The sequence below is a fragment of the Methylocystis parvus genome (assembly GCF_049675845.1).
In the GTDB taxonomy this organism is placed as follows: domain Bacteria; phylum Pseudomonadota; class Alphaproteobacteria; order Rhizobiales; family Beijerinckiaceae; genus Methylocystis; species Methylocystis parvus_A.
Genome location: NZ_CP187161.1, coordinates 3,652,308 through 3,667,240, shown reverse-complemented (window position 1 = coordinate 3,667,240; position 14,933 = coordinate 3,652,308). Strand labels below are relative to the sequence as shown.

Below are 14,933 nucleotides of genomic sequence, written 5' to 3'. Positions count from 1 at the left end.
GGAAGGCGTTTCCTTTTGAGAGATTCCCATGCCCTCATTTTTCTCGCGCCTTCTCGGCGCACACGCCCCCGCGCGCGAAGAGAAGGCCTCGCGCGCGGCGAAGCTCCTCGCCATGCACTCGCTCCGGGGCGCGCATTGGACGTCGCGCAACAGCGCGGCCCTGACGCGCGAAGGCTATGAGCGCAACGCTGTTTGCCATCGTTGCGTGCGCATGGTGGCGGAAGCCGCCGCCTCCGTTCCCTGGCTCGCCTATGAGGGCCGGGACGAGGTAACCGACCATCCGCTGCTCGCCCTGATCGAGCGGCCCAATCCGCTCGACACCAGCGTCTCCTTCATCGAAGCGGTCTGCGCCAATCTGCTGCTCTACGGCAACGCCTATATCGAGCAGGTTTCTCTCGGCGGCGCGCCGCGCGAGCTCTACCCGCTGCGCCCCGACCGCATGAGCGTCGAGCCCGGCCGCAATGGCTGGCCGGCCGCCTTCGTCTATCGCGCCCTGGGCGAAGAGGCGCGCTACGAGATACGCGGCGAAGGGGTCGAGCCGGTCCTGCACATCAAGCTCTTCAACCCGCTCGACGAATATTACGGCTTCGCGCCGCTCGCCGCCGCGCAGGTTGCGCTCGACACGCACAACGCCGCAAGCTTCTGGAACAAGGCGCTGCTCGATAATTCGGCGCGGCCATCCGGCGCCCTCGTCTATGCGGGGCCAGAAGGGGCGCATTTGACCGATGCGCAATTCGAACGGCTGAAACAGGAGCTCGAGCAGAATTTCTCCGGCGCGGAGAACGCCGGACGCCCCTTGCTGCTCGAAGGCGGGCTCGACTGGAAGGCGCTTTCTCTTTCGCCCAAAGACATGGATTTCACGGAGTCGAAAGCCGGCGCCGCGCGCGAGATCGCCCTCGCTTTCGGCGTGCCGCCGCTGCTTCTGGGCTTGCCGGGGGACAACACCTTCGCCAATTACAGCGAAGCCAACCGCGCCTTCTGGCGCCAGACCGTGCTGCCGCTCGTCGTCCGCGTGCAGAAGAGCTTTCAAGCCTGGCTGCGGCCAGCCTTCGGCGACTTTACTTTCGACTACAACGCCGATCGTCTCGAAGCGCTTTCGGCCGAGCGCGCCACCGAATGGGAACGCGTCGGCAACGCGACCTTCCTCACGCTGGACGAAAGGCGCGAAGCCGTGGGTTATGGGCCGTCGCCCCTGGACGCGAACAAATGACCGACATTCTCAACGCCATCCTCGAGCGCGGCGATCTCGCCCATCTCGCGCTCTTTCTCTGGGCTTGCGTCGCGACGACGCAGGCGCATCTCGCCATGCGCGAGGTGAGCGAAGCGACGCGGCGCCTCGACGCCTTCGTTCGCGAACTCGCGCGTTTCAACCGCCGATGTGGGAGCGACCCATGACGCAGATAAAGTTTCGCCTGCCTTTCCAGAAGCGCGGCCGCCGACGCCCGTCGCGCAGGCCCGACGACCATGCGGATATCTTCAAGACTTTCGTGCATGTGCTCGCTCGGATGCACGCGCGCAGCGCAACTGTGACGGAGAAGGGCTGATGCCGCCACGCGAAACAAAGCGCGCCGAGCTGCCGCTGTCTCGCGCCAGTCCGGCGGGCGTCGTCGAGGGTTACGCTTCCCTATTCGGCGTCGGGGACAGCGGCGGCGACATTGTCATGGCCGGGGCCTTCGCCCGATCAATCGCGAAGCGCGGTCCGAAGGGCGTGAAGATGCTGTGGCAGCACGACGCCGCACAGCCGATCGGGGTCTGGACATCGCTTGTTGAAGACGCAAAAGGGCTGAAGGTCGCGGGCCGGCTGGACCTCTCGGTCGCCCGCGCCCGGGAAGCGCTCTCGCTCGTCAGCTCCGGCGCCGTCGATGGCCTCTCGATCGGCTTCCGCACGAAACGCGCAACGACGGACATGGCGAGCGGACTGCGGCGTCTGCAGGAAGTCGATTTGTGGGAAATCTCGATCGTCACCTTTCCCATGCTCCCGCAGGCCCGCATCGACGCGGTTAAACGCACGACGAGGCCGTTGCACGAAATCCAACTCTTGCGCCTGAAGGCCAAGGAGGCGGCATTGCGCTTTCAACGCAAACTCGATCAGTGCGGAGCGCATACGCCTTTCTGATCAATTCATCCCTGCCGCCGCCGTCCGGCGTGGGATTGCATCGCAGACGGCTCTCCCCCCGCGCTGAAGCATGCGCGCCGGCCCCCGGCGCGAACGCCGGAGCGCGCCCAGAAGAGGCATTGATGTCATCTCTCGAAACAAAATCCGCCGGGGACGAAATCGTCACCGATCTCAACCGCGCCTTCGCCGCGTTCAAGGACACGAATGACGAACGCCTCGCGCAGCTCGAAACCCGCATGGGCGCCGACGTCGTCACCGAGGAAAAGCTTGCGCGGATCGACCAGACGCTCGACGAGACCAAGAGCCGGCTCGACCGGCTGTCGCTCGATCTCTCGCGCCCGCGCATCGGCGGAAACGCGCCCATCGAGGACCATAGCGGCCGCGAACATAAATCCGCATTCGATCACTACATGCGCTCTGGCGAAGCAGGCGGGCTGAAGGCGCTGGAAGCCAAGGCGATGTCGCGGGGTTCAGGCCCGGACGGGGGCTATCTCGTGCCCGTCCCGGCGGAGCGCGAAATCCTGCGGCGCCTCGCGAAATTCTCGCCCATTCGAGCCATCGCCAGCGTGCGCGAGATCTCGACGCAATCGCTGCGCCGCGCCTATTCGACGACCGGCCCCGCCGCCGGCTGGGTCGCCGAGACCGATCCGCGACCGCAGACCGCCAATCAGCAGATCGCCGACATGACCTTCCCGGCCATGGAGCTCTACGCCATGCCGGCGGCGACGCAGGCGTTGCTCGACGATGCGGTCGTCGACATAGAGCAGTGGGTCGCCGACGAAGTTCAGGTCGCCTTCTCCGAGCAGGAGGGCACCGCCTTCGTCAGTGGCGACGGCGTCAACAAGCCCAAGGGCTTCCTCGCCTATCCAATCGTCGCCGACGCGAGCTGGACCTGGGGCAATGTCGGCTATGTCGCGACCGGCGTCTCCGGCGCGTTCGCCGCGACCAATCCTTCCGACGCCCTCTTCAACCTCGTCTACGCCCTGCGTGCGGGTTATCGCCAAAACGGCAAATTCGTGATGGGGCGCCGCGCGCAATCTCTGGTGCGGCAGTTCAAGACGACGACCGGCGATTATATCTGGGCGCCGCCTGCAACGGCCGACGGCTCGGCGTCGCTGATGAACTTCCCGGTCGTCGAAGTCGAGGACATGCCCGATCCTGCGGCGAATAGCCTCTCCATCGCCTTCGGCGATTTCGAGCGCGGCTATGTCGTCGTCGACCGCGTCGGCATCCGGGTTCTGCGCGATCCCTATTCCGCCAAGCCCTATGTGCTCTTCTACACGACGAAACGCGTCGGCGGCGGCGTGCAGAATTTCGAAGCGATCAAACTGTTGAAGTTCGGCGTTTCCTGATTGCGCTGTCCGCGGCGGCGACGCCGCGGACATCTTAACGACCTGAAACAGGAGCCGACATGCGGCCCATGCTCATCGGCGCGCCTGCGATCGAACCCGTGTCGCTCGCGGAAGCAAAAACATGGCTGCGAGAAGACGGCGCAGACGAGGACCAGCTCATACAGGCGCTCATTGTCTCCGCGCGCCTGACGCTCGAAGCCTATACGCGACGCTTCTTCGTGACGCAGAGCTGGCGCCTCGTCTTCGACGCGTGGCCCGAAAGCCTGCGCACGACTTCGGCGCTCTCCATTCCCTTCGCGCCATTTCAGTCAGTCAGCGTCATTCGTTTCTTCGATGCGAATCATGACCCGCAAATTGTCCCCGCTGCGAGCTATCGTGCGCCTGCGGCTAACGACGGCGGGCGCGTTATCTTCGCTTCGGCGCCTCCGCCCCCCGGGCGAAATGCGGACGGCGTGGAAATCGACTTCGTCGCCGGCTATGGCGCGCTGGCTAGCCAGACCCCCGAGCCGCTGCGGCGCGCGATACTAGCGCTCGTCGCGCACTGGCGCGAGAAGAGGGGCGACGAGACCGACGACGCGCTGCCCAAGGCCGTCGCGCAGCTCGCGGCGCCCTATCGTCCGGAACGGCTCATATGAGCGCGCATCCGACGATCGGCCAATTGCGCCAGCGCGTGACGTTGCAAGCGCCTGTCGACGCGCCTGACGATCTTGGCGGCGCCGAACGAAGCTTTTCGTCTTTCGACCGGGTCTGGGCGAGGATCGAAACGCGCGGCTCGCGCGAACAGTTTACGGAGCAACGTCTCGAGCAATCGAGACGCTTCGCCGTCACGATCCGCTGGCGCAATGACGTGACAAGCCAGATGCGCATCGTCCTTCGCGAGCGAATCCTGGTCATCCGCAGCATTGAAGACCAAGACGAAACCAGGCGTTTCCTCACATGCCTGTGTGAGGAAATTTCCTAAAGGAACGACCTATGAGCGCTTCACCCATCATCGCCCTGCGCAAGGCGATGCGCGCGCATCTCCTTGCCGACCCTGCCCTCGTCACGGCGCTCGGAGAGGGCAAGATTTTCGACGAAGCGCCGCGCAACGCCGACCCGCCTTACGTTCTTTTCGCAGAAGCGCAGATGCGGGACTGGTCGGCGCAAGCCTCACGCGGCGCCGAGCAGCTTCTGACCCTCGCCGTCGTGACGACACAGCGCGGCGTTGGCTCGGCGCTGGGTCTGGCGCAGCAGATGATCGATCGTTTCGATGAGGCGTCGCTCACCCTCGAAGGACATACGCTCATCGACCTTCGCTTTGTCTCGATGGAGGCGAAGCGCGATCCGAACGGCCGCTTCGCGCGCGTTTCCATTGTCTTCCGCGCCACAACCGAATTTCAATAAAGGGACTGTCGATGGCCGCCCAAAAAGGCAAGGATCTCCTTCTTAAAATCAGCGACAGCGCGAGCGCCTTCGTCACCATTGGCGGATTGCGCACGCGCCGTATCGCCCTCAACGCCGATACGGTCGACGTGACGGACGCGGAGTCCGCCGGGCGCTGGCGCGAACTTCTCGGCGGCGCGGGCCTGCGTCGCGCCAGCGTCTCGGGCACGGGCATATTCAAGGATCAGGCCTCGGACGTTCTTTTGCGTCAGGTCTTTTTCGACGGCCTGCTTCGCAATTGGCAAATCGTCATCCCCGGTCTCGGCGTGCTCCAGGGGCCTTTTCAGATCTCGAATCTCGATTATCGGGGCGAGCACGCCGCGGAAGTCACTTTCGATATTTCGCTCGATTCGGCGGGCGCGCTCACATTCACGGCGATCTGATATGGCGAATGCGAAACGTGGAGAAATCGAGGCGCAGCTCAGCGGAAAAACCTACACGCTCTGTCTCACGCTCGGCGCGCTTGCGGAGCTCGAAAGCGGCATGGGCGCCGCCGATCTCGTCGCGCTGGCCGAGCGCTTCGAAGCGAACCGACTCTCGGCCCGGGATATTTTGCGCATTATTGGCTGCGGCTTGCGCGGCGCCGGGCACGCAGTCACGGACGAAGAAGTTTCTCGAATGAAAGTATCGGAAGGCCTTGCAGGCTATGTGCGGATCGCGGCGAGCCTCCTCGCCGCGACCTTCGGCGACGCGCCGGAGACGCAGGCCGCAAACCCTCCGACGCCGCAGGACGCCTGAAAGCGAAAAGCGACAAAGCGGCGCGCCCGCCCTCCCCGCGCGCGCCCTTTCCCTTTTCGCGCGCCATGGCCTTTGGCCTAGGCGTCCTGCGGCTGGCTCCAGCAACTTTCTGGTCGTTGACGCCGCGTGAACTGCAAGCGGCCGCTGAAGGCGTCTATGGGCGCGCCTCTGGCCCGCCCTCCCGCGCAACGCTCGATGCGCTGATGCTCGATTTCCCGGATGGAGAGCGACATGGACAACAGCAATAATTTTCCAGACGTTTTCAACCAGCCGAGCGCATCGGCTCCGCTCGCCATGCACGACCTTACGTCGATGAAGCAGCTTCTCGACCAGATCAACGCATCCGGCGAGAAGGCGACGCGCACGCTGCTAACGGGCTTCGGCGCGGCGGCGTCGAGCGGCAAGAGCTTCAACGACACGCTCGCGTCTCTCTCGCAATCGCTCGCGCGGCTGGCCTTGCGCGACGCCGCGCGCAGCTTGTCTGAGGGGCTCGTCTCGGGCTTGAGCGGCCTTTTCGCCAACGCCTTTGGGGGCAATCAACCCGTTACGCCCTTCGCCGAAGGCGGAGTCATCGCAAGCCCGGCTTACTTCGCCAGTGGCGGCGCGACGGGACTTATGGGCGAGCGCGGCGCCGAGGCGATCATGCCGCTTGCGCGCGGTTCCGATGGACGACTCGGCGTCGTCGCGCAAGGCGCAGCATCGCGTCCCGTTTCCGTTACGGTCAACATCGCCGCGCAGGACGTTGACAGCTTCCGGCGCTCGGAGGCCCAGATCACGGGCGCGCTCGCGCGGGCCGTGGCGCGCGGCCAGCGCAATCTGTGAGCCTTGCATGAGCGACTTTCATGAAATCTGCTTCCCCCTCGACGTTTCGCTTAACGGACGCGGCGGGCCGGAGCGACGCACTGAAATCGTGACGCTCGGGTCCAACCGCGAGTCGCGCAACGCACGCTGGGCGCATTCGCGGCGGCGCTATGAAGCCGGGTATGGCGTCAAGACTTTGGCCCAACTCGCGCAAGTGATCGAGTTCTTTGAGGAGCGGCGGGGCCGTCTCTACGGATTTCGTTGGCGCGACCGGGCCGATTTCGCCTCCTGCGCGCCGGGCTCCACGCCGGCCCCGACCGACCAGACGATCGGAACCGGCGACGGCGTGCGCGTCGCCTTTCAGCTCGTCAAGACATATGGCGGCGCCTTCTCCGCTTATGTGCGGACCATCGCCAAGCCTGTCGCGCCCAGCGTGCGCGTGGCGGTGAACGGCGTCGAGAAGGCGGCGTCCCAGTTCAACGTGGAACCGACGACGGGCGTCGTGACTTTCGTGAGCGGCCATATGCCGCCGCCAGGCGCATCCGTCACCGCAGGCTATCAGTTCGATACGCCAGTGCGCTTCGATACCGATTTTCTCGAGATCGACATGCAGGCGTTCGAAGCCGGCGCGATTCCGAAAATACCCCTTATCGAAATCGTCCCTTAAAGGATTGCATATGCGGCAGCTCACCGCCTCGATGCAGGCGAAACTCGATGCGCGCGCGACGACATTTTGTCATTGCTGGCGGCTCGCCAGGCGCGACGGGGCCATCATGGGCTTCACCGACCACGACCGAGACCTCGTCTTCAATGGGGTGGCCTTTCGCGCGAACACCGGATTGTCCGCGTCGCAGATCGAGTCGACGCTGGGCCTCGGCGTCGGCGGCGCCGAGGCCGCAGGAGCGTTGAGCTATGACGGGCTCCGCGAGAGCGATCTGCTCAACGGCCTCTATGACGGCGCCTCGGTCGAGATCTGGCTCGTCGACTGGAGCCAGGTCGAAGATCGAGCGCTGCTCGACGTCGCGACAATCGGCGAGATCAGGCGCGGAGAGCACGTCTTCAGCGCGGAGCTGCGCTCGAGCGCGCATGTCTTCGATCAGCAGCAGGGACGCGCCTTCCAGCGCGGATGCGCGGCCGATCTCGGCGACGCGCGTTGCGGGGTCGATCTCGGCGCCGCCGCCTTTCATACAGCGGGCGCGGTCGTCTCCTTCGAAGGAGGCGTGTTGACGCTCGACCTCGCCGCCTCATTCGAGACCGGCTTTTTCGCTGGCGGCGCATTGACATTTACGAGCGGCGCCAATGCGGGCGCGAGATTGACGATCAAGACCCACGTTCAGGATGGCCTGCGCGCGACAATCGGACTGTGGCGCGCGCCGGGCGCCGCTGTATCGGCCGGCGACGCAGCGTCTCTGACCGCGGGTTGCGACAAGTCGCCATCAACCTGCCAGAGAAAGTTCGACAACATCGTCAATTTCCGCGGTTTCCCTCATATGCCCGGCAACGACCGCGTCATCGCCTATCCCAATTCTCTTGCGAAGGCGATGGACGGCGGGAGCTTCTTTCGATGACGCGCGCGGAAATCGTCGCGGCGGCGCGACGCTGGATCGGCACGCCATACCTGCATCAGGCGTCGCTCATCCATGTCGGCTGCGACTGCCTTGGCCTCGTGCGAGGCGTTTGGCGAGAGGTCGTCGGCGAGGAACCTGAGGCGCCGCCGCCCTATACGCCGGATTGGAGCGAAGCGCTCGGCCTGGAAACGCTTCTCGACGCCGCAAATCGGCATTTTACGCCCATTTCCATTTCGAGCCTCCGGGAGGGAGACGTCATCGCCTTCCGCTTTCGCGAGCACCTGCCCGCAAAGCATCTCGGCATAGCGACATCTCGCACGCATATGGCCCACGCGCATAGCGGCGCCTGCGTGGCCGAAGTTCCCATCGGCGCGCATTGGCGCAAGCGCATCGCGGCCGCCTTCGCCTTTCCGGGCCTCGAAGCCTGATCCTTTCCCTCAGTAGAGACTTCAAAAATGGCGACGCTGGTTCTTCAAACCATCGGCTCGGTCGTTGGCGGCGTGATCGGCGGGCCGATCGGCGGCGCCGTCGGCCGCCTGCTCGGGGGCCTTGGCGGCGGCTTGATCGACCAGGCGCTGCAACCGCACGCCTCGCCGCGTTACAGCGTGGGCCCACGCCTCAAATCGATGGACGGCATCGCCTCCACGGAAGGCGCCGGCGTCCCGCGCGTCTATGGGCGCGCGCGCATTGGCGGCCAGATGATCTGGGCGACGCGCTTTCTCGAGCGCGTCAATGTCGTCTTCGAGCAACAGCCGCGCAACGGCAAGGGCAATGGCGGCGGGGGCCAGCAGCGGATCAACTTCAACTACGTCTATTCCGCGAATTTCGCGATCGGTCTCTGCGAGGGTCCGATCGCCTTTGTAAGGCGGATATGGGCGGACGGCGCCGAGCTGGATATGACGACGCTGCCGATCCGCATCTACAAGGGAACGGATGATCAGGAGCCGGATCCGCTAATCGTCGCCAAGGAAGGCGCCGGCAATGTTCCCGCCTATCGCGGGCTCGCCTATATCGTCTTCGACGATATGGCGCTCGCGCCCTTTGGCAATCGCATTCCGCAATTTACGTTCGAGGTGGTGAAGCCGGTCGCAGGGTTGGGCGACATGATCCGCGCCGTCGACCTCATTCCGGGCGCGAGCGAAGCCGGCTATCTGCCACAGCTCAAACTCAACTTCTGGGCGCCGGGCGCGACGGACGCAGAAAATCGCCATCAGTTGACGGCGAAGACCGATTGGGAAGCCTCCGTCGACGCGCTGCAGGCGCTGTGCCCCAACCTCAAGAGCGTCGCGCTCGTCGTCGCCTGGTTCGGCGACGATATGCGCGCGCAACACTGCAGCATCGGCCCGCGCGTCGACGCGCGCTTCAAGACCATCGGCGAGTTCAACTACATTCTCGGCCCCTTCTGGCCGCCGGATTGGAGCGTCGCCGGACAAACGCGCGCGACGGCGACGCTCGTCTCCCAGCTCGACGGACGCTCGGCCTATGGCGGCACGCCGAGCGACGCTTCCGTGACGGGCGCCATCGCGGATTTGAAGGCGCGCGGCCTTTCGGTCGTCTTCTATCCATTTCTGATGATGGACATTCCGACAGGCAACGCGCTGCCGAATCCCTACACGGGCGTTGTCGAGCAGCCCGCCTTCCGCTGGCGCGGGCGCATCACCTGCGATCCCGCGCCGGGCCGTCTCGGCTCCCCGGACGCGACCCCGGCGGCCGCGACGCAGATCGACGCCTTTGTCGCGCGCTATCGCAGCTTCATCCTGCATTACGCGAACCTGTGCGCCGCTGCCGGCGGCGTCGATGCGTTTCTGGTCGGCTCGGAATTCATCGGGTTGACGCGCGTGCGCGCGGCTTCGGGGCAATATCCTTTCGTGAGCGCTCTCGCGACATTGGCGACGGATGTAAAAGCCATACTCGGCCCCTCGACCAAAATTTCCTATGCCGCCGACTGGACGGAGTATGGCGCGCATGTCCCGACGCCTGGCGAGTTGCGCTTTCCGCTTGACCCTTTCTGGGCGTCGCCTTCGGTGGATTTCATCGCCGTCGATGTTTACTGGCCGCTCTCCGATTGGCGCGATGGCGACGCGCATCTCGACGCGCAAATGGCCACAAGCGTCCATGATCTCGATTATCTGACATCACGCGTCGCCTCGGGCGAAGCCTATGACTGGTATTACGCCGACGCCGGCGCGCGGGCGGCGCAAAACCGCACGCCCATCACGGACGGCCTTGGCAAGCCTTGGGTCTATCGTCAGAAGGATTTTGTCTCGTTCTGGACGGAGCTGCATTATGAACGTGTCGGTGGCGTAGAGCTTGCGCAGCCGACCGCCTGGGTTCCGCAGTCCAAGCCGATCTGGATTACGGAGACAGGCTGTCCCGCCGTCGATCGCGGGGCGAATGCGCCGAATATCTTTCCCGACGCGCGCTCCAGCGAAGGGGGCCTGCCCTATTTTTCGCGCGACGGTCGCGACGATCTCATGCAAGCGCGCTTCATCGAAGCGATGGTCACGCATTTCGATCCCACGCGGCCAGGCGGCGTCTCCGCCAACCCGACGTCCGGCGTTTATGGCGGGCCGATGGTCGACATCGACCGGATCCATGTCTGGTGCTGGGACGCGCGGCCTTTCCCCGCCTTCCCGACGCAGAGCGGCGCCTGGAGCGACGGGCCGAATTGGGAAACCGGTCATTGGTTGAACGGGCGCCTCGAAGGCGTCCCGCTCGACCGCCTGACGATGACGCTCGCAGGCGCCGTCGAGACGCCGGGTCTCGTGATTGAACGCCCGAAGATCGCGGGCTTCGTCGACGGCTATGTCGTCGACAGGCCGATGTCGCCGCGCGACGCCATTGATCCGCTCGCCGCGCTTTACGGCTTCGACGCGGTCGTCGGCGCAGGCAGGATCGATTTTGCCGATCGACGCTTAAAACCCGTGCGGGTGATCTCCGACGAGGATCTCGTCGCGGGCAAGCAAATGTCCCTCGTCACCTTGACGCGCGCGCAGGAGAGCGAGCTGCCGCACGAGATCGCCCTCACTTACGCGGACTCCGAAAACGAGTTCCAGATGGCGCGCGTCCTCTCGCGCCGGCTCGAAGGAGGATCGGCGCGACAGAGCGAAGCGCAGGCGGCGGTTATGACGCATCGCGCCGACGCCCAGAAGCTCGCGGATATCTGGCTGCAGGAGTTGTGGGTCGGACGGGAGACCGCCGAATTCGCCTTGCGCCCCGGTCTCGCGGCGCTGGAGCCGGGCGACGTCGTGCGTCTCGGTCCTGCCGGCGGGCGCCGCTTCCAGATCCAGCGGATCACGGATGGCGCCGCGCGCGAGGTCAGCGCGCGCGCTGTCGACGCCAGCGTCTACGACACACCTGCGCGCAAGATCGTCAAGAACGCCGTCGCCTCGCCCCGGATCGCGGGGCCGCCACGCATCGTCGTGCTCGATCTCGCAATCACGCGCGCGACGCCTGCGCTTTCCTATGTCGCCGCCTTCGCCGATCCCTGGCCCGGTCCTCTCGGGATCGTGAAGGGGGTCAATTCCGGCGCTTCGGAGACGCTCGGCGTCATCGAGAAGCGCGCGATGATCGGCGACACGCTGGACGCGCTGCCGCCGGGACCGGTGGGTTGTTTCGATAACGGATCGAGCGTGACGGTGCGTTTCGCCGCCGGACAGCTTGCCTCAGTCGGCGACCTAGCGGCTTTGGCGGGCAAGACGGCGATGGCGATACGCGGCGCGGATGGCGCATGGGAGATATTCTCCTTCGCCCGCGCAGAACTTGTCGATCACAAGACTTATCGTCTCTCGCGTCTCGTTCGCGGCCTGGGCGGTGAGGAGCATCTTGCGAGCCGCTCGGCGCCCCCGGGCTCGACCGTCGTCCTTCTCGATGACTCGCTGGTTCCGCTTGCTCGAAGCGTTTCCGAGATCGGCGCGGCGACGACTTACGCCATCGGTCCGGCCGACCGCGACATGACCGACCCGCTCTATGTGCGCGCCACTGTAACGGCGACGTCGAAGGCGCTCGAACCCTTTGCGCCGACGCAAGTTCGCGCACAGCGCACAACAGAGGGAATCGTGATCGATTTCGTTCGCCGTTCGCGCATCGATTCCGACGCGTGGGAGCCGATCGACATTCCCCTCGGCGAAGCGAGGGAAGCCTATGAGGCGGATATCGTTCTGCCGACTGGAATTCGAACCCTCGCCGCGAACGCGCCGTCGATCCTCTATCCAGCCGCGCAGGAGCTTTTGGATTTTGGCGCGCCGCAGAGCGCGCTTTCTCTGTCGCTTTACCAGATGAGCGCCGTCGTCGGGCGCGGCTTTCCTTTCACCGGCGCGCTCTCCGTTCGATAGGACTTCCAGATGACCCAAACCCCTCATCTCGCCCTGCCGCTTCTCGATGCGGCGCAAGCGCAAAAGCACGTCACGCATAATGAAGCGCTCTCGATGATCGACGCCCTGGCGCATCTCGCCGTCTCGGGGCGCATGGCGGCGCCGCCGGCCGCGCCCAATGAAGGAGACCGCGTTCTCGTCGCGACGGGAGCAACGGGCGCCTTCGCGGGAAAGGACAGGCAGGTCGCGGCCTTTCTTGCGGGCGCATGGACTTTTCTCGAGCCGCAATCCGGCTGGCGCATCTATGTCGGCGCCGAATCCCTCATGCTGCTCTACAATGGCGCGGACTGGATCGATCTCGGCGCAGGCCTTCGCGAACTGCAAAATCTGACGCGGCTGGGCGTCGGAACCACGGCCGACACCGCCAATCCGCTTTCGGCGAAAATCAATTCGGGGCTTTTCGCCGCAAAGCCGCTCGCCGAAGGGGGGACCGGCGATCTGCGCCTCACCCTCAACAAAGAGGGCGGCGCGAACACGCTTTCGCTGGTCTACCAGTCGAATTTTTCCGGCCGCGCGGAGGCGGGCCTGACCGGCAACAACGATTACCGCGTGAAAGTTTCCGTCGACGGAGCGATCTGGAAGGATGCGATCGTCGTCGACCGCAATACGGGCGCGGTGAGCTTTCCAAGCGGCGGCCCCGCGAAGATCCAGAGTTTTGTAACAAGCGGCGTCTACACGCCCACGCCGGGCATGCGCTTCGTCGACGTCGTCCTCTTCGGCGCGGGCGGCGGCGGCGGCTCCGGCGCGCGTCAGGCGGCCGGCGCCAGCGCTTCCGGCGGCGGCGGAGGCGGAGGCGGAGGCATCGCCCGCGGAAGATTCACCAGCGCTCAGATCGGCGCGTCGCGCGCCGTGACCATCGGCGCCGCGGGAGCGGGCGGCGCGCCACAATCGGCAAATGGCGCGCCCGGCCTGAGCGGCACGGCGGGCGGCGATACATCGTTTGGAACGCTGCTGAAGGCTTTTGGCGGCGGGGCTGGCTCCGGCGGAGGTCTTTCGATCGGTTCAGGCGGCGGCGGCGGCTCGGGTTTCACGGCGAGAGGCAATGACGCTTCCGCGGCGGCCGGCGGCGGCGGCTCGCAAGGCCAGGGCAATGGCGGCAGCGCGGCGGCGGGCGGCGGCTGCTCTTTGGCGGGGCATGGCGCCGGAGGCGGCGGCGGCCCCAACGCAGCTGCTGGCGCCGCTGGCGGAAACTGCATCAACGGCCCCTCCGGCGGCGGCGCGGGCGGCGGCATAAGCGCGGCGAACGCCACGAGCAACGGCGGCCTGGGCGGGGCCATCTGGGTGAATGGCGGCCTACTCATGGCGTCGGCAGGCGTGGCGGGCGGCGTTGTCAATGGGGGCGCGGGCGCCGGCAATTTCGTCACGGGCTCCGGTCCGATCGAGCAGGCCGGAGCCGGCGGCGGGGGCGGCGCGTCCGGACTCGCGGCGCCGGGCGCCGGAGGCGCGGGCGGATTTCCCGGCGGCGGCGGCGGGGGCGGCGGCGCGGCGCAGAACGGCGCGCTCAGCGGCGCGGGCGGCTCCGGCGGAGCCGGCTTCGCAATGGTCATCGAATATTTCTAGGAGGGACAATGCGTCTCGCGCTTGTTTGCGACGGGGTCGTCGTCAATGTCATCGAAGCGTCCGGGGATTTTATCCCCGACGGGGACGTGAAGGCCGTCCCATCCACGGAAGCCGGACCGGGATGGCGTTACGACGGCCATAGCTTCCTGCAGCCCAATCAGTCGCCGCGCCCACCGGATGTCGTCTCGATGTTCCAGGCGCGAGAAGCGTTGCGACGATCTCCGTCTCCGAACGACCGCAATCTTCTCGATGCGGTCGACGCCTATGTCGCAACACGGCGTCTCGATCAGCCCACGCTGGCGCTCGCCTGGGAATATGCGACCGAAGTGGAACGCAGCGGCGCCTTCGTTCACGCGCTTGCGGAAGTCTTCGGTCTCGACGACGCCGCGCTCGACTCCCTCTTTCTCCTCGCAGCGACCATCAGCGCCTGAGGGGACTCATTCCCATTCCCGAGAAATCGCGCGCACGCGATCGCGTGCGAGCCTGAAAGGAACTCTTTCATGCAATGGCCGAATGAACGCAAACCCGCTGAACTGATCGAGTTCTATGGCGATCCCGTTCTACACAGCTCGATCAATCCGCAATGGGAGCGCCAAAACATCGTCGATCTCATCCCACCGTACGAGATGCGCTATTCGTGGGGCCCGCCCGTGAAGAAGCTGCGCTTCCATCGAAAGTGCCGGGACGCGTTCGGCGAGGCCCTGCTCGCAATCAAGACTCTCTACGGAACGCAGAAGGACATCGAGGCGCACCGTCTGCATCTGACCGGCGGCTCCCTGATGGTGCGACTGAAGCGCGGATCGAGCAGATCGTGGTCCACGCACAGTTTCGGCGCCGCGATCGACATCGATCCACAGCACAATCCGTTCCGCTCAAAATGGCGGCCCGGCTTCATTCCGCTCGAAGCCGCGAATTGCTTCCAGAACGCCGGCCTCATCTGGCGCGGCGCGAATGGCGATACGGATCCGATGCATTTCCAGGCGGTCGCGCGGTGAACGCCGGC

Annotated in this window: 19 protein-coding genes; all 19 read left to right on the top strand. The window is 65.6% G+C overall.

Going from position 1 to position 14,933, the window contains the following annotated elements; genetic code table 11:
- Positions 1–28 precede the first annotated feature (28 nt).
- The 19 genes from ACPFMJ_RS18970 to ACPFMJ_RS18880 all read left to right on the top strand — a co-directional run bounded on the left by ACPFMJ_RS18970 (position 29) and on the right by ACPFMJ_RS18880 (position 14,925).
- A complete protein-coding gene (locus ACPFMJ_RS18970) occupies positions 29–1,210 on the top strand; it encodes a phage portal protein (RefSeq protein WP_424361450.1) in 1,182 nt (393 codons plus the stop codon).
- Complete coding sequence (locus tag ACPFMJ_RS18965) at positions 1,207–1,395, top strand: hypothetical protein (protein ID WP_424361449.1); 189 nt, start codon at positions 1,207–1,209, stop codon at positions 1,393–1,395. The genes ACPFMJ_RS18970 and ACPFMJ_RS18965 overlap by 4 nt, the downstream gene beginning before the upstream one ends.
- Positions 1,392–1,544, top strand: a complete 153-nt coding sequence (locus ACPFMJ_RS18960) for a histidine kinase (RefSeq protein WP_424361448.1) — start codon at positions 1,392–1,394, stop codon at positions 1,542–1,544. The genes ACPFMJ_RS18965 and ACPFMJ_RS18960 overlap by 4 nt, the downstream gene beginning before the upstream one ends.
- Positions 1,544–2,116 carry an HK97 family phage prohead protease gene (locus ACPFMJ_RS18955; protein WP_424361447.1) on the top strand — a complete coding sequence of 191 codons (573 nt, stop codon included), beginning with the start codon at positions 1,544–1,546 and terminating at the stop codon, positions 2,114–2,116. Before ACPFMJ_RS18960 ends, ACPFMJ_RS18955 begins: the two co-directional genes overlap by 1 nt.
- A 122-nt stretch (positions 2,117–2,238) precedes the next feature.
- Positions 2,239–3,468, top strand: a complete 1,230-nt coding sequence (locus tag ACPFMJ_RS18950) for a phage major capsid protein (RefSeq protein WP_424361446.1) — start codon at positions 2,239–2,241, stop codon at positions 3,466–3,468.
- 59 nt (positions 3,469–3,527) lie between these two features.
- Positions 3,528–4,103: a head-tail connector protein gene (locus ACPFMJ_RS18945; protein WP_424361445.1), complete on the top strand. Its 576-nt coding sequence runs from the start codon at positions 3,528–3,530 to the stop codon at positions 4,101–4,103.
- Complete coding sequence (locus tag ACPFMJ_RS18940; protein ID WP_424361444.1) at positions 4,100–4,429, top strand: phage head closure protein; 330 nt, start codon at positions 4,100–4,102, stop codon at positions 4,427–4,429. Before ACPFMJ_RS18945 ends, ACPFMJ_RS18940 begins: the two co-directional genes overlap by 4 nt.
- Positions 4,430–4,440: 11 nt before the next feature.
- A complete protein-coding gene (locus tag ACPFMJ_RS18935; protein WP_424361443.1) occupies positions 4,441–4,851 on the top strand; it encodes a DUF3168 domain-containing protein in 411 nt (136 codons plus the stop codon).
- Between the two features lie 11 nt (positions 4,852–4,862).
- Positions 4,863–5,273, top strand: a complete 411-nt coding sequence (locus tag ACPFMJ_RS18930) for a phage major tail protein, TP901-1 family (RefSeq protein ID WP_424361442.1) — start codon at positions 4,863–4,865, stop codon at positions 5,271–5,273.
- 1 nt (position 5,274) lies between these two features.
- On the top strand, positions 5,275–5,628 hold the full coding sequence (locus ACPFMJ_RS18925; RefSeq protein ID WP_424361441.1) for a gene transfer agent family protein: 354 nt from the start codon (positions 5,275–5,277) through the stop codon (positions 5,626–5,628).
- A 65-nt stretch (positions 5,629–5,693) separates the two neighbouring features.
- Positions 5,694–5,876, top strand: a complete 183-nt coding sequence (locus ACPFMJ_RS18920) for a rcc01693 family protein (RefSeq protein WP_424361440.1) — start codon at positions 5,694–5,696, stop codon at positions 5,874–5,876.
- The gene (locus ACPFMJ_RS18915) at positions 5,860–6,450 is read left to right on the top strand and encodes a phage tail tape measure protein (RefSeq protein ID WP_424361439.1); all 591 of its coding nucleotides are present in this window, start codon (positions 5,860–5,862) and stop codon (positions 6,448–6,450) included. Before ACPFMJ_RS18920 ends, ACPFMJ_RS18915 begins: the two co-directional genes overlap by 17 nt.
- A 7-nt stretch (positions 6,451–6,457) precedes the next feature.
- Positions 6,458–7,096 (top strand): phage distal tail protein, Rcc01695 family, encoded by a 639-nt coding sequence (locus ACPFMJ_RS18910; protein ID WP_424361438.1) that lies wholly within the window; start codon positions 6,458–6,460, stop codon positions 7,094–7,096.
- 10 nt (positions 7,097–7,106) lie between these two features.
- Positions 7,107–7,997 (top strand): DUF2163 domain-containing protein, encoded by an 891-nt coding sequence (locus tag ACPFMJ_RS18905; RefSeq protein ID WP_424361437.1) that lies wholly within the window; start codon positions 7,107–7,109, stop codon positions 7,995–7,997.
- Positions 7,994–8,425 (top strand): NlpC/P60 family protein, encoded by a 432-nt coding sequence (locus ACPFMJ_RS18900; protein ID WP_424361436.1) that lies wholly within the window; start codon positions 7,994–7,996, stop codon positions 8,423–8,425. The genes ACPFMJ_RS18905 and ACPFMJ_RS18900 overlap by 4 nt, the downstream gene beginning before the upstream one ends.
- Before the next feature lie 27 nt (positions 8,426–8,452).
- Positions 8,453–12,331, top strand: coding sequence for a baseplate multidomain protein megatron (locus ACPFMJ_RS18895; RefSeq protein WP_424361435.1), 3,879 nt, complete (start codon positions 8,453–8,455; stop codon positions 12,329–12,331).
- 9 nt (positions 12,332–12,340) lie between these two features.
- Entirely contained in the window at positions 12,341–13,930 is a 1,590-nt protein-coding gene (locus tag ACPFMJ_RS18890; protein ID WP_424361434.1) for a DUF2793 domain-containing protein, read from the top strand.
- Between the two features lie 8 nt (positions 13,931–13,938).
- The gene (locus tag ACPFMJ_RS18885; RefSeq protein WP_424361433.1) at positions 13,939–14,361 is read left to right on the top strand and encodes a hypothetical protein; all 423 of its coding nucleotides are present in this window, start codon (positions 13,939–13,941) and stop codon (positions 14,359–14,361) included.
- A gap of 69 nt (positions 14,362–14,430) precedes the next feature.
- Positions 14,431–14,925 carry a M15 family metallopeptidase gene (locus ACPFMJ_RS18880; protein ID WP_424361432.1) on the top strand — a complete coding sequence of 165 codons (495 nt, stop codon included), beginning with the start codon at positions 14,431–14,433 and terminating at the stop codon, positions 14,923–14,925.
- Positions 14,926–14,933: the final 8 nt, after the last annotated feature.

What these genes read in the sequence shown, in the direction of transcription:
- ACPFMJ_RS18970 (WP_424361450.1), top strand. Translation starts at nt 29, where the DNA reads ATGCCCTCATTTTTCTCGCGCCTTCTCGGCGCACACGCCCCCGCGCGC.
- ACPFMJ_RS18965 (WP_424361449.1), top strand. Translation starts at nt 1,207, where the DNA reads ATGACCGACATTCTCAACGCCATCCTCGAGCGCGGCGATCTCGCCCAT.
- ACPFMJ_RS18960 (WP_424361448.1), top strand. Translation starts at nt 1,392, where the DNA reads ATGACGCAGATAAAGTTTCGCCTGCCTTTCCAGAAGCGCGGCCGCCGA.
- ACPFMJ_RS18955 (WP_424361447.1), top strand. Translation starts at nt 1,544, where the DNA reads ATGCCGCCACGCGAAACAAAGCGCGCCGAGCTGCCGCTGTCTCGCGCC.
- ACPFMJ_RS18950 (WP_424361446.1), top strand. Translation starts at nt 2,239, where the DNA reads ATGTCATCTCTCGAAACAAAATCCGCCGGGGACGAAATCGTCACCGAT.
- ACPFMJ_RS18945 (WP_424361445.1), top strand. Translation starts at nt 3,528, where the DNA reads ATGCGGCCCATGCTCATCGGCGCGCCTGCGATCGAACCCGTGTCGCTC.
- ACPFMJ_RS18940 (WP_424361444.1), top strand. Translation starts at nt 4,100, where the DNA reads ATGAGCGCGCATCCGACGATCGGCCAATTGCGCCAGCGCGTGACGTTG.
- ACPFMJ_RS18935 (WP_424361443.1), top strand. Translation starts at nt 4,441, where the DNA reads ATGAGCGCTTCACCCATCATCGCCCTGCGCAAGGCGATGCGCGCGCAT.
- ACPFMJ_RS18930 (WP_424361442.1), top strand. Translation starts at nt 4,863, where the DNA reads ATGGCCGCCCAAAAAGGCAAGGATCTCCTTCTTAAAATCAGCGACAGC.
- ACPFMJ_RS18925 (WP_424361441.1), top strand. Translation starts at nt 5,275, where the DNA reads ATGGCGAATGCGAAACGTGGAGAAATCGAGGCGCAGCTCAGCGGAAAA.
- ACPFMJ_RS18920 (WP_424361440.1), top strand. Translation starts at nt 5,694, where the DNA reads ATGGCCTTTGGCCTAGGCGTCCTGCGGCTGGCTCCAGCAACTTTCTGG.
- ACPFMJ_RS18915 (WP_424361439.1), top strand. Translation starts at nt 5,860, where the DNA reads ATGGACAACAGCAATAATTTTCCAGACGTTTTCAACCAGCCGAGCGCA.
- ACPFMJ_RS18910 (WP_424361438.1), top strand. Translation starts at nt 6,458, where the DNA reads ATGAGCGACTTTCATGAAATCTGCTTCCCCCTCGACGTTTCGCTTAAC.
- ACPFMJ_RS18905 (WP_424361437.1), top strand. Translation starts at nt 7,107, where the DNA reads ATGCGGCAGCTCACCGCCTCGATGCAGGCGAAACTCGATGCGCGCGCG.
- ACPFMJ_RS18900 (WP_424361436.1), top strand. Translation starts at nt 7,994, where the DNA reads ATGACGCGCGCGGAAATCGTCGCGGCGGCGCGACGCTGGATCGGCACG.
- ACPFMJ_RS18895 (WP_424361435.1), top strand. Translation starts at nt 8,453, where the DNA reads ATGGCGACGCTGGTTCTTCAAACCATCGGCTCGGTCGTTGGCGGCGTG.
- ACPFMJ_RS18890 (WP_424361434.1), top strand. Translation starts at nt 12,341, where the DNA reads ATGACCCAAACCCCTCATCTCGCCCTGCCGCTTCTCGATGCGGCGCAA.
- ACPFMJ_RS18885 (WP_424361433.1), top strand. Translation starts at nt 13,939, where the DNA reads ATGCGTCTCGCGCTTGTTTGCGACGGGGTCGTCGTCAATGTCATCGAA.
- ACPFMJ_RS18880 (WP_424361432.1), top strand. Translation starts at nt 14,431, where the DNA reads ATGCAATGGCCGAATGAACGCAAACCCGCTGAACTGATCGAGTTCTAT.